Consider the following 12,286-nt stretch of genomic DNA (forward strand, 5'->3'; position numbering starts at 1 on the left):
GGCCGTGCCCGGTCCGCGCCCGGTCCGGCCCCCGAACCGCCCCTGCCGGGCACGCACGCGCCGCTAGAGTCGCGCCATGGCGCAGCCTGACGCGAACCCGCCCGCGCGCCCGGCGATGTCCGACTCCACGCCGGCGCCGACCGCGCCGGTCGACCCGCCGCTGCCCGGGGCGCTGCGCGCGGGCCGGCTGGTGTGGCTGGTGAGCATCGCGGCGGGGCTCATCGCCGCCGGCTTCGCCGTCGTCGCCCGGGAGGAGAACCGGTCCCGGGTGGTGACCATGCTCGCCGACCTCGACCCGGCACGGCCGGCCGGGGAGGTCGAGAGCCTGGCCACGACGGTGCTGTGGGCGACGATCGGCGCACTCGTGGTGGTGACCGCGGTCGAGGCGCTGCTGCTGCACCGGCTGGTCCGCCGGCGGCGCGGCACGAGGGCCGTCCAGGCGGTCGTCCTGGCGGCGCACGTGCCGCTGGCTCTGCTCGCGGAGGGCTTCCTCGCCGAGCCGGGCCCGGCCGGGACGACGACGCGGGTCCTCGTGCTGGGCCAGCTCGCCTCAGCCGGCCTGGCGTTCCTCGTCACCCTCCTGGCCCGGTCGCGTCCCTAGGGCCAGCCACGACGCGGTCGCGGCCTCCTCGGCGAGCCCGGCGAGCACCCCCTCGCAGCTGCGCGCGACCTGCTCGCACACCTGGGCGGTCGCCCGGTCGCTGAAGGGGCTCGCGCCGAGGGACCGCCACCGTCGCAGCTCGTCCAGGGCGGCGGCGCGCATCGCCCCGACCGGTGCCGCGGCCTCCATCCCCAGCCGCTCGGCGGCCGTGGTGCCCCGCCCGCCGAGGACCCGCACGGCGTCGGCCTCGACGCCGGCGGGCAGGCCCAGCCCGCCGGTGCGGGCACGGGCGAGGAGGCGCAGCTCCTCCAGCTCGTGCGCTCCCGCGCGGAAGCGCTCCAGGGCGCGCTCGAGGCCGTCGGTGCCCGCCCGCGGCCGGGCCCGCAGCATCCGCTCGACCGCGACGACGGCGGTGCGGGCCTTGAGGTCCTCCGCCCGGGCCTGGAAGTGGTCCTCCACCACCCGGACCAGCTCACCGAGCCCCGAACGGCGGGCCAGCTCGCCCGCCAGCCGGGTCGGCTGGGCCACGCCACCGCGCAGGAGGACCAGCGCCAGGCGGACGCCGAACACCCCGAAGCGGTCGAGCAGGGCGGCACGCTCGGCCTGGTCGACCGGCGCCTCGGCGGTGGCGAACCGGTCGGCCGAGACGAGGAGCCGCTCGGTGTCGGCGCGCTCGAGCGCCGCGAGCGTGCTGAGCGCGTCGAACTCGCTCTGGCGCAGCGTCCGGGCGCTCTGTGCCAGCAGACCCGCCACCGGCACCACCGCCACGGCGAGCTCGCGCAGGGCGGGGTCCTCGCGGGCCCGGGAGGCGATGTCCCGCGCCGAGACGAGGGCGTCGAGCCGGCCGGCGCCGATCTCGTCCGCCCGGGAGAGCACGGCGACGGCGTTGGCGCTGCCCCCGGCGGCGTCCCGGAAGGCCTCGAGGAACGCGGTGTCCGCCGCACGGAGGTGGCGCATGAGGTAGACGACGGCGTCCGCCTCGGCCGGCACGTCCTCGGGCGTGAGGGCGGCCGCGGTCCGGGCGGAGACCTCGGTGGAGAGCGAGGACGTCCCCGGGGTGTCGATGAGCACGAGGTCGCGAAGCGCCCGGGCGGGCCACTCGACGACCAGGCGCTCGACCTCCTCCGGTGCCGTCCCGCCCAGGTCGAGCCGCAGCCGACCGTCCTCGCGCCGCACGGGCAGCGCCCGGGAGGGCCCCCCGCCCACCGGCACCAGGGTGACCGACGGCGCCGCGCCGTACCGGTACCAGGTGACCACCCGCGTGCACTCCCCCGCGTCGGTCGGGGCGATCTCCTCCCCGACGACGGCGTTGATGAGCGTGGACTTGCCGGCCTTGACCATGCCGGCCACCGCGATGCGCAGCGGCTCGTCCAGTCGCCGGGCCAGCCCGGTGAGCGCGGCCCGGTCCGCGGCGTCCTCGCCGAGGACGTCGAGCGCGTCGGCCACCAGGGCGCGCGCCGCGGCGAGGGTCGCGGCGCTCACCGGGCCACCGCCGCGCCAGCGGGTGCTGCCCGGTCGAGGGCCGCTGCGCTGCGGCGCAGCCGCGCCACCTTCTCCAGCTCGGCGTCGATCTGCCTCATGCGGCTCTCCCGTCCGGCGGCGAGGGTGGTGGTGGCGCGCTGCGCCGCCGCCACGGAGTCGGCGAGGGAGCGGTGCTGCTCCTCGGCGATCTCGGTGAAGTGGTCCCGCGTGAGCCGCTGGACGAGCCGGAGCCGGTCCCGCAGCTGCTTGCCCACCTGGAAGACGACGTCGTCGATCTGGCGCCGCACCAGGGTCTTGGCCTCCGACCGGCGCCTGCGCAGGCGCGCCTCCTTGTCCTCCCGGTACGCCTTGCCGCCGAGGAGCACGCCCGCGCCGACCGAGATGGGGTTGATGAGCGCCATGCCGGCGATCCCGGTGAGCAGGCCGAACATCAGCACGCCGCCGTAGGACCCGCGCATGCCGACGAGGATCTTCTGCCCGACCCCGAGGTGGCCGTCGTCCAGCTCGCCGACGTCCGGGACGGGGTCCAGGACGTCGGAGGTGTCCGCGACCTGGAGGGTCGGCAGCGCCACCTGCCCCTGGGCGAAGTGGGCCGCGACCTGCGCGGCCAGCCAGATCGAGCGCTCGTTGGTCCACACGAACGTGTCGGAGACGGCGGAGGCGACCCGCTGCTCGAGCCACTCGGTGAACTCCGGCCAGACCTGGCCGGGATCACCGGCGTCGACGGCCGCCTCGGCCTCGCGCTGGACGGAGCGCATCCGGTCGCGGAGGTCGTACTCCATGTCCGCGATGAGGTCGCCCATCCCGTCGGCCAGGGTGGTCTGCCACCGTGAGGATCGCCGCCGCTGCTCGTCGGCCTGCTGCTTGGCCGCCTCGAGCCCCGCGATGATCTGGGGGGCGGCGTCGGGGTCCTTGAGCGCGTCGAGCTCCGAGCGCAGCGCCAGCTCGAGGTGCTCGGCGGTGAAGAGCAGGTCGTTGGCGACCGACCGCCGGCTCAGCCGCTCGGCCTGGCCCAGCACCTGGTGGCGCAGGTGGCCCACGAGCGCGGGGAAGCCGGACTCCTTGTTCAGCTCGGGGTCGGCCTCTCGCGCGGCCGTCAGCCGCAGCACCGAGGACACGGGGATGAGCGGGATGTCCCCGCGCACGGTCGCCAGGTGGTCCTGGTCGAGCTCGGCGATGCGCCGCCACCGGGGGTACAGGTCGGTCTTGGTCAGGACGCACGCGACGTTGGGGCACACGCGCAGGGCCTGCCTGAGGAAGCGGATCTCGGGCTCGGTCAGCTCCTGGGAGGCGTCGGTGACGAAGAGCACCGCGTCGGCCGTCGTCAGGGCGGAGAGGGTGGCGACCCCGTGGCCGGAGTCCAGCCCGCCCACACCCGGCGAGTCCACGAGGACCAGCCCGCCCTTGAGCACGCTGCGGGGCAGGGCGACCTCGGCAGCGAGGAGGTTCTCGGCGTTGCCGGGGTTCCCGCGCTCCGAGACGTGCGACGCCACCTCCCCGAGCGGGACCGCGCGCCGCTCGGGGACCGCCTCCCCGTCCGGGCCGGCCGGCCCCGCGGCGACGAGCACCGCGGCCGGTTCCGTCCCGTGCCGGACCATCGTGGGCACCGCGGTGGCGACGTCGTCGTCGACCGCGCAGACCGGCGCGCCCACGAGGGCGTTGACGAGCTGGCTCTTGCCCTGCTTGAGCTCCCCGACGACGACGACCCGGACGGACGGGTCGAGCAGGCGGGCCCGGGTCTGCTCGAGGCGGCGGCGCAGGTCGAGCCGGTCCCCGGCGCCGACGAGCCGCATGGTCTGCTCGACGAGCCCGACCAGGTCCTCCACGTGTCCTCCTGTGCTGCGTCCTTGCCCTCAGCGGTCCCGTTCGTCGGTCGGAGCGCCTGACGCGCCGGACCCGGCCCAGCGGCAGGGGGGGGTGTGGTCGCTGGGCCGGGGCGGCGCGGTGCGGTGGATCAGGCGGCGGCGTCGCCCGGTCCGGTCTCGGAGACGAGCTCGACGTCGACCTCGTTGTCCTCGACGATGACGGAGTCGTTGATGGACTCGTCCTCGAACTCGGGGTTGAAGGAGTCCTCGATCGCCACGTCGAGCTCGACGTCGGCCTCGACCGAGTTGTCGACCGAGTTGTCCTCGTTGAAGGACTCCTCGATGTCGACCTCGACGTCCGTCTCCGTCGAGTTGTCGACCGAGTTGTCCTCGTTGAAGGAGTCCTCGATCTCGACGTCGGTCTCGACCGAGTTGTCCTGGTTGAAGGAGTCCTCGATGTCGACCTCGATGTCCGTCGTCGTGGAGTTGTCGGAGTTGTCCTGGAAGGAGTCCTCGATCTCGACGTCGGTGTTGCCGACGTCGCTGTCGGAGATGAGGTCGCCGGGGCCGGCCTCGTTGAGGGAGTTGTCCGAGGCGTCGATCGTGACGTCGCCGACCGTGATGTCGGTGTCGTTGTCCTCGATCTCGCCGCCGCGGTCCGCGAGCTGGCCGGTGTTGCCGCTGTTGTCGGTCGACTCGTTCTCGCCGCCGTTGAACGCGACCTGGCCGGAGTTGCCGCTTGCGTCGACGTCGTTGTCCTCGACCGTGCCGCCGCGGTCGGCGAGGTTGCCGCTGTTCTCGACGTCGTTGTCCTGGTTCTCGCCACCGCGGTCGGCGTACTGACCGCTGTTCTCGATGACGCTCGCGTCGCCGTCGTCCCCGACGTACGCACCCGAGTTGTGCACGACCTCGGCGTCGTCGCCGGCGGCCGTGGAGTTGTCACCGCTGGAGACCACCGCGTCGTTGTCGAAGAGCTGCAGGACGTCGCCGTCGGCCCAGATGTTCTGGTTGACCGACTGGTCCACGACGGTGTCGCGGTCGTCCACCGTGGAGGTGTAGGAGTAGTTGTTCACCACGTTGTGGATCTGCTGGACGGCGTGGCTGTGGTCGTCGTCGCGGTCCTTGTGCCAGTCGTCGCGGTCGTGGTCGTCCCGGTCCTTGTGGTCGTCGTCGCGGTCCTTGTGCCAGTCGTCGCGGTCGTGGTGGTCGTCGCGGTCCTTGTGGTCGTCGTCCCGGTCCTTGCCGCCGCCGTAGTCGTGGTCGCGGTCGGGCTTGCCCACCCACGAGGTGTTCCCGCCGGTGTTGTACTCACGGTCGAAGGTGGAGTCCATGCGTACCGGGGCGTAGTCGATGACCACCGGCATGACGGCGTCGACGTCGTCGGTGCACACCGAGCCCAGCCCGTTCGCGGCCAGCGTGCCCTCGGGATCGTCGTTGAACGCCGCGACCTTGGCCGGGTCGCTCATGAGGCTGAGCAGGAAGTCCAGGAGCGTGCTTGCCAGAGTTGCCATGATCTGTCCTCGTCGGTCGAAGGGTGCCGGCCTCGTTGCCGGCGACGTCACGAACGTAGGTCGGGGCCCGTGGGAGGCACATCGGGGATCGGCCCCCCGCTCCCCCGCGCCCGTTAGGGGATCCGTCCGCCCAGCGCGGGCCCGGCGGGCCCCTCACCCGCCGCCGCCCAGCTCGGCACGTAGGCGCACGAGCAGGTCGGAGCGGCTCTGCGCCCCGAGCCGGCGCCGGATCCGCGCCACGTGGTGCTCGGCCGTGCGGGGGGAGATGTACAGGGTCTCGCCGATGTCGCGGTAGGTGCGCCCCGCGAGGACCATCGCGGCGACCTCACGCTCCCGGTCGCTCAGCAGCGTCGAGACCCCGCCGCCACCCGCACCGGTCGGGGGTGGCGCCGCGCGGGGCGGGCCACCCGGCGTGGGTGGCGCAGCGTCGACCGGGCGGACGTCGACCGGGCGGACGTCGACCGGGCGGACGTCGACCGGATGGCGCGCCGTGCGGGCGAGCCGGTGGTCGATCCGCGTCGGCCCCCCGCCGGAGCTGCCGACCCCGGGGCCCGCCGCCGGCGCACCGGTCGGACCCGCGGCGGGTGCCGCCTCGGGGACCGTCGCACGGACGGGGTGCATGGCCCTGGCGCGGGCCAGGAGACGGCCCTGCTCGCGCCGGTCGTCGGCCCGCGCGGCGGCGTGACCGACGAGCCGGGCCCCCTCCCACACCATCCCCGCGCGGGCGAGCCCCTCGGCAGCCTCCTCCACCTCTGCGGCGTCGAAGGACCGTGCCAGGACCCGCACCCAGGCCCGGCCGGCCGGAGCCAGGGCCGCGGCGAGACGGTTCGTCGGCGCGGCCGCGACGACCGCGGCGGCGTGCGGACGCAGGTCCTGGGGGCGGTCGGCGAGGATCGCGGCCTGGACCGCACCCCAGTGCAGGGGGACCGCCCAGTGCGCGGGGCGGCCCAGCCGCTCCAGCAGCGCCCAGGCGTCGGTCAGGTGCGGCTCGAGGATCTCGGTGTCGCGCAGCCGGGCGGCACAGACGTGCAGCTCGGCGAGCGCCTGGATGGTGAACAGGTCCGAGGGGCAGCGCAGCAGCTGCTCCCGGGCGGCGCTCCACGCGCGCACCAGGGCGGCGGCGTCGTCGGCGCGTCGGGCCAGGCCGACGTCGAGGGTCAGCGCCAGGCACCGGTCGCGCCCGTCCAGGCGGTGCTCCCGCGCCTCCGCCAGAGCCGCCCGGGCGGGCGCGGGCTGGTCGCGCAGCATGGCCGTCCAGGACCGCACGAGGAGGAGGTGGGGTCGGACCGCGGCACCGCCCTGGCCGGCGCGCAGGGCGTCGTCGAGGACGGTGCCCGCGAGCGGCGCCTCGGCGTTCTGCAGAGCGACGAGGGCGGCGAGGACCGCGGGGAGCTCGGGCAGCGGGGGCGGCGCCGCAGCCGAGCTGAGGGTGTCCGAGGCACGCAGGAGCAGGGCCAGGGCCCTCGTCGGGCTGCCCACCACCGAGCATCGCAGCCCCTCGGCCATGAGCCGGGTGGCCACCCCCACCGTGGTCGGCGACCCCACCACGCCCGCGAGCAGGCTCTCCGCGCCGTCGAGGTCGCCCGTGCCGAGCATGGTCACGGCGGCGACGGGCGCGGAGCTGCCCACCCGTGGGCCCAGCCAGCGGTAGGCCTCCGCGCTGCGGACGAGCATGCCTCGGCGCGCCCAGACGGCGGCGGCGACGTCGACCGCGAGCACGGGCGGCTCGGGCCGCGAGAGCAGGTCGTCGACGAGCCGGGACGCGGCCTCCGTGTCCCCCGCCGCGGCCGCGGCACGGGCGCGACGGGCCGCCGTGAGGTCCTCCCCCGCACCGGCCGCCGCGGCGGCGCGGTAGAGGCCGGCCGCCTCCTCCGGCCGGTCGGAGACGAGGTCGTCACCGGCGCCGAGGAGCGCGTGGGCGAGGGCGGGGTGACGCACACCGGCGTCGGCGAGGTCGCGCGCGAGCGTGGACCCGATGGGCCGCCCCGCCTCGACGACGGTCTCCACGAGCCGGTGCCGCAGCGCGTGCTGGAGGTGCGGGTCCGTCCCGGCGAGCACCGCCGCGCCGACCAGTGGCACGCCGGTCGCGCCGCGCGCGAGCAGGCCCTCGTCCCGCGCGGCGTCAACGACGGCTGAGCCGTGCTCGAGGACGGCCGGGGGCAGGACCGGGCCCGACAGGTCGAACCCGACCGCCAGGGCCAGGAGGAGCTCCTGCGTGGCGGGCTCGAGGTGGTCGAGCTCGACGCCGAGCCGGGTGGCCACCTCCGGCGGCACGACGGGGACGGGGAGCCGGCCGTGCTCCCACGCCTCCGCGACCCGGTGCATGAGCCACGGCAGGCCGGCGGTCGCGCGGTGCAGCTCGGCCACGGCCTCCGCCGGGAGGGCGACGCCGAGCACCTCCTCGGCGTACCGGGCGACCTCGGCGAGGCCGACCGGCCCGAGGACCACCCGGCGGCGCCGGGTGCCCATCGCGGCCAGGACCCGGTCGAGGTGGGATCGGCCCGGGCCGGGCCGGTGCGCGACGACGAGGTGGTGCGTGCCGGCGTGCGCGAGCCGGGTGAGCGCGTCGAGCTCGTCGTCGACGAGGAGGTGCGCGTCGTCGACGAGGACGGCGCCGCCCGGCGGGACGTCGGCGCCGGCGGTCTCGGCCGTCCTCACGCCGGCGCCGTGCAGCCGTTCGGCGAGGGCGGCGAGCAGCACGCTCTTGCCCGAGCCGCCCGGGCCCGTGATGCTCGCGAGGAGCAGCCCCGGCGCGTCCGCGAGACGGAGCAGGTCCTCGGCCTGGTCGTGCCGGGCGAGCGGCGGGACGCGGAGCGGAGGACGGGCGGTCGCCATCGCGGTCACCCGGCGGTCGGGGCGGCGGTGGGCTCGACGGGTGGGTCGGTGGGGTCGGGGGCCGGCTCGGTGGCGGGCGTGGTGGGGTCGGGGGCGGGGGTCGTCGGGTCCGGCGCGGGGGTCGTCGGGTCCGGGGCCGGCTCGGTCGGGTCCGGCGCGGGGGTCGTCGGGTCCGGGGCCGGCTCGGTCGGGTCCGGCGCGGGGGTCGTCGGGTCCGGGGCCGGCTCGGTCGGGTCCGGCGCGGGCGTCGTCGGGTCCGGTGCCGGCGTCGTCGGGTCCGGCGCCGGTGTCGTCGGGTCCGGTGCCGGTGTCGTCGGGTCCGGGGCCGGTGTCGTCGGGTCCGGGGCCGGCTCGGTCGGGTCCGTCGCCGGTGTCGTCGGCGTGGTCGGGTTCGTCGTGGGGCTGCCCGGCGTCGTCCCGGACGCGGTGGGGCCACCTGTCGGCCCGGGGGTCGCCGGCGCGGTCGGGGACTCGGGCGCGGCCAGCGGGGTCCCCGCGTGCTCCTCGACACCGGCGGCCGCGAGGAGTCGCGGAGTGCCGGGACCGGTCTCGCCCGCGGAGTCCGTACGTCCCCCGGCCCCCGTGCCGGCCGTGCCCGCCGTACCCGCGGTGCCCGGCGTCGTCGCGCCGGGTCCGGTCCCCTCGGCGTCGGTGCCGCCTGCGGGCGCCTCGGTCTGCCCGGCGGCCGCGGTCGCCGGCTTGCCGGGGAAGGGCAGGAGCGACAGGAAGGTGCCGCCCCCGGGCGCGCCGGGCTCGACCGGTGTCTGCCCGGCGACCGCGGTGACGACGACGATGGTCGTCACCGCGGCGGCGACCGCCATGGCCCGCAGGCCGCGCCGACCGAGGAACATCACCCGGGTCAGGGCGCCGACGTCCATCGCCGCGACCGCCGGCGAGGACACCGTCACGAGCCCGGCCTGCGTCGCCGCCACAGGCTCGTCCTGCTCGGCCGGCGGGGCGGCCGGCTCCGGACGGGAGAGGGTGGCCGCGCCGAGGGCGGCCCCGCGCGCCGCGGCCGTCCCCGGCGCGTCCGCGACGACGACGGCCCGGTCGAGCGCCTCGCACACCCCCTGGACGACAGCGGGGACGCAGGCCGCGCCACCGACGAGGAGCACCTCGTCGACCTCCGCCAGACCCGCGGCGGCGAGGGTGTCGGTGAGCACCCGGACCGTCCGGGCCACCGGCTCGGCCACGAGCGCGTCGAACTCCGAGCGCACGAGCCTGATGTGGCGCTCCCCGTCCGGCCCGGGCACGACGACATCGGTCTCGGGGTCCGCGCTCAGCGCCCGGGTCGCCCGCTCGCAGTCCGTCCGGAGCCGCGCCAGCTCGGAGCGGACGGCCGCGTCGTCGCGGTCGAGGGCACCGACGGCGGTGCCCACACCGGCCAGCACCCGGGAGAGGACCGCCTCGGTGAGGTCGGCGGTCCCGGTCGCCCCGTCGCGACCGGGACGCCCGACCGGCTCGAAGGAGCCGGGGCCCGTCCGGCGCACCACGGCGGCGTCCGTGCCGCCGCCGACGTCGAGGACGGCGACGGTCGTGCCGTCGGGCAGGGCGCGCTGGGCCTCGAGCGCCCGGGCCGTCGCCACGGTGGTGGGCTCGAGGGTCGCGGCAGCCAGGCCGACACCGGCCAGCGACTCGCGCAGGAGGTCGGTGCGGTAGGGCCCCCACGTGGGCGGGTGGCAGAGGACGACGGCGGCCGGGGGCGCGCCCTCCTGCTCCTCGACGCGCTCGACGACGCGGCGCACGAGGGCGGCCAGGAGGTCCTCCGCACGCACGGCGATGTCCCCGAGGTGGACCGGGACGGGGTCGCCCACCCGCTCGACCAGCCCGACGCAGACCCGCTCCGGCGCGGTGTCACGCAGCTCGAGGGCCTCCTCGCCCACGACCGTGGTGCCGTCCTCGCGCAGGCCGATGGCCGCGGGGACCGCCGCACTCCCCCTGCCCAGCCCCACGACCTCCGGGGGCTCGTCCGTCTCGCGGCCCAACGCCGCTGTCACCGTGGTCGTCCCGACGTCGATGCCGAGGCCATAGCTCATGAGCAAGTCCTCCGAGCCTTCCGGCTCATCAGCCCCCCTGCTCCGTTGTCGAGGTTAGAGCGGTACGGCCGTCACCGCTAGGGGTAGCGGGTCCGAAGAACCGGGCTCTACCGGACGGCCGCCCCCTGTGATACGGGCGAAAATTGTCGCGAACCGCCCCGGACAGCAACGCCGCAGGTGGGGAGGGCGAGGGTGGTACCAGACCGCGCGCGCCCGGGAACGGGTCTCTACCCTGGGCGCGGTGACCACCCTGCTCCTGGCCTCCGCCTCCCCCGCACGCCTCGCCACCCTGCGCTCCGCGGGCGTGCGTCCCGACGTCCGCGTCTCCGACGTCGACGAGCCCGCGGTGCTCGCAACGGCCGTGCTGGACGCCGGCGGGACGATGCCCGCCGCCGAGCAGGTGCTCGTGCTCGCCCGGGCCAAGGCCGAGGACGTCGCCTCGCACGCGCCCTCCACGGACGTCGTCCTGGGGTGTGACTCCATGCTCGAGCTGGACGACGGGTCGGGCCCCGACGTCCTCGGCAAGCCGGCCGACGCCGCGGACGCCGTCGCCCGCTGGCGCCGGATGCGCGGCCGGTCCGGTGTCCTCCACACCGGGCACTGGCTCGTCCGTCCGGGCGACGGGGAGGCGGGTGGGACGTCCTCGACCGTCGTGCACTTCGCGGACCTCACCGACGAGGAGATCGAGGCCTACGTGGCCACCGGCGAGCCGCTCGCCGTCGCGGGGGCGTTCACCGTGGACGGCCTGGGCGGGGCGTTCGTCACGGCGATCGAGGGCGACTACCACGGCGTCGTCGGCGTGAGCCTGCCCCTCGTCCGGGTCCTGCTGGCGGAGCTGGGCCTGGCGTGGACGGACCTCTGGGCGCCGCGGTAGCCCCGCCGGCGGTCCCCGCACCGGCGCCTGCGCCGGTGCCCGTCACAGCCGGGCGATGACCGCGTCGAGCATCTCCTCGGTGAGCCGTCCGGTGAAGGTGTTCTGCTGGCTGACGTGGTAGCTGCCGTGCAGACGCAGGGTCCGGCCCTCGGGCGTGCGCAGCTCGGTCCGCGCGTCGTGGCCGAACCTGGGCCGCGGCCGCGGCACCTCCCAGCCGAGGCGCCGCGCCGCGGCGAGGGTCGCGTCCCAGCCGATGGCACCGAGCGCGAGGAGCGAGCGCAGCCCCGGTGCGGCCAGCTCGAGGTCGCGGTCGAGCCAGTGCCCGCAGGTGGCGCGCTCGAGCGGGGTGGGCCGGTTCGCGGGCGGGGCGCAGCGCACGGCGGCGACGATGCGCACGCCGGTCAGCTCGAGGCCGTCACCCGCGGCGGTGCTGGTGGGGCGGCTGGCGTAGCCGGCCCGGTGCAGGGCGGCGTAGATCCAGTCGCCGCTGCGGTCGCCGGTGAACATCCGCCCCGTGCGGTTGGTTCCGTTCGCCGCGGGCGCGAGCCCCACGACGAGCACCTGCGGCCGAGGGTCGCCGAACCCGGGCCCCGGACGCCCCCAGTACGGCTGGTCGGCGAACGCGGCCCGGCGCCCGGCCGTGGCCACCTCCTCCCGCCAGGCGACCAGTCGCGGGCACGCCCGGCAGACCGAGACGCGGGCGTCGAGGGCGGCGACGTCCCCCGCGCCGCTGGCGAGGGCCGCGACCTGGGCCTCGTCGCGCGCGACGGGCGTGCCGGGGAGCGCGGGGTCCCCGGGCCAGCCCGTCCCCGGCGGGACGGGCGAGGTGAACCGTTGACCGGTGATCGGGTGGGGGCGCGGCGGGACCTCGGGCACCACCCCATGCTGCCCGCTCCGCACCGCTCACGCCCGGCGCACCTCCGCGCGGGACGGTCCCTTCCGGACCGCCCACGCCCCGGCGCACCTCTCCGCGGGACGGTGTTTGTCCGGGTGCTACGAAGGTCACCGTCCCGGGCCGTCGAGACCTCCCGGTTGTTTGTGAACATCCCACAAGTTCATTTCGGCTCGCTTGCGGGGATGGACAGACTTCCGCACGCACGCGGGTCCGGTTGTGAGGCGCACGGCCCCCGCGGCTAACGTGA

At 76.6% G+C, this 12,286-nt stretch carries 8 protein-coding genes; 2 read left to right on the plus strand and 6 right to left on the minus strand.

The annotated features are described in order from the left end of the window. Window positions 1–76: 76 nt before the first annotated feature. On the plus strand, window positions 77–601 hold the full coding sequence (locus AAEM63_RS14100; RefSeq protein WP_341358880.1) for a hypothetical protein: 525 nt from the start codon (window positions 77–79) through the stop codon (window positions 599–601). On the opposite strand, the gene AAEM63_RS14105 is transcribed toward AAEM63_RS14100, so the two are convergent. The 5 genes from AAEM63_RS14105 to AAEM63_RS14125 all read right to left on the minus strand — a co-directional run bounded on the left by AAEM63_RS14105 (window position 551) and on the right by AAEM63_RS14125 (window position 10,270). Beyond that, a complete protein-coding gene (locus AAEM63_RS14105; protein ID WP_341358881.1) occupies window positions 551–2,083 on the minus strand; it encodes a dynamin family protein in 1,533 nt (510 codons plus the stop codon). The genes AAEM63_RS14100 and AAEM63_RS14105 overlap by 51 nt on opposite strands. Beyond that, on the minus strand, window positions 2,080–3,876 hold the full coding sequence (locus AAEM63_RS14110; RefSeq protein WP_341361380.1) for a dynamin family protein: 1,797 nt from the start codon (window positions 3,874–3,876) through the stop codon (window positions 2,080–2,082). Before AAEM63_RS14110 ends, AAEM63_RS14105 begins: the two co-directional genes overlap by 4 nt. A gap of 161 nt (window positions 3,877–4,037) precedes the next feature. After that, on the minus strand, window positions 4,038–5,399 hold the full coding sequence (locus tag AAEM63_RS14115; protein WP_341358882.1) for an IniB N-terminal domain-containing protein: 1,362 nt from the start codon (window positions 5,397–5,399) through the stop codon (window positions 4,038–4,040). Between the two features lie 153 nt (window positions 5,400–5,552). After that, window positions 5,553–8,234, minus strand: a complete 2,682-nt coding sequence (locus tag AAEM63_RS14120) for a LuxR C-terminal-related transcriptional regulator (RefSeq protein ID WP_341358883.1) — start codon at window positions 8,232–8,234, stop codon at window positions 5,553–5,555. Window positions 8,235–8,239: 5 nt separating this feature from the next. Then, window positions 8,240–10,270, minus strand: a complete 2,031-nt coding sequence (locus AAEM63_RS14125; protein WP_341358884.1) for an Hsp70 family protein — start codon at window positions 10,268–10,270, stop codon at window positions 8,240–8,242. A 241-nt stretch (window positions 10,271–10,511) separates the two neighbouring features. Between AAEM63_RS14125 and AAEM63_RS14130 the strand changes: the two genes are divergently transcribed. After that, window positions 10,512–11,144 carry a Maf family protein gene (locus AAEM63_RS14130; protein WP_341358885.1) on the plus strand — a complete coding sequence of 211 codons (633 nt, stop codon included), beginning with the start codon at window positions 10,512–10,514 and terminating at the stop codon, window positions 11,142–11,144. Window positions 11,145–11,186: 42 nt separating this feature from the next. On the opposite strand, the gene AAEM63_RS14135 is transcribed toward AAEM63_RS14130, so the two are convergent. Further along, window positions 11,187–12,020, minus strand: a complete 834-nt coding sequence (locus AAEM63_RS14135) for a uracil-DNA glycosylase (protein ID WP_341358886.1) — start codon at window positions 12,018–12,020, stop codon at window positions 11,187–11,189. Window positions 12,021–12,286: the final 266 nt, after the last annotated feature.

Origin of the sequence: Georgenia sp. M64, from assembly GCF_038049925.1 — a bacterium.
Lineage (GTDB): Bacteria > Actinomycetota > Actinomycetes > Actinomycetales > Actinomycetaceae > Georgenia.

What these genes read in the sequence shown, in the direction of transcription:
- AAEM63_RS14100 (WP_341358880.1), top strand. Translation starts at nt 77, where the DNA reads ATGGCGCAGCCTGACGCGAACCCGCCCGCGCGCCCGGCGATGTCCGAC.
- AAEM63_RS14110 (WP_341361380.1), bottom strand. Translation starts at nt 3,876, where the DNA reads ATGCGGCTCGTCGGCGCCGGGGACCGGCTCGACCTGCGCCGCCGCCTC.
- AAEM63_RS14115 (WP_341358882.1), bottom strand. Translation starts at nt 5,399, where the DNA reads ATGGCAACTCTGGCAAGCACGCTCCTGGACTTCCTGCTCAGCCTCATG.
- AAEM63_RS14120 (WP_341358883.1), bottom strand. Translation starts at nt 8,234, where the DNA reads ATGGCGACCGCCCGTCCTCCGCTCCGCGTCCCGCCGCTCGCCCGGCAC.
- AAEM63_RS14125 (WP_341358884.1), bottom strand. Translation starts at nt 10,270, where the DNA reads ATGAGCTATGGCCTCGGCATCGACGTCGGGACGACCACGGTGACAGCG.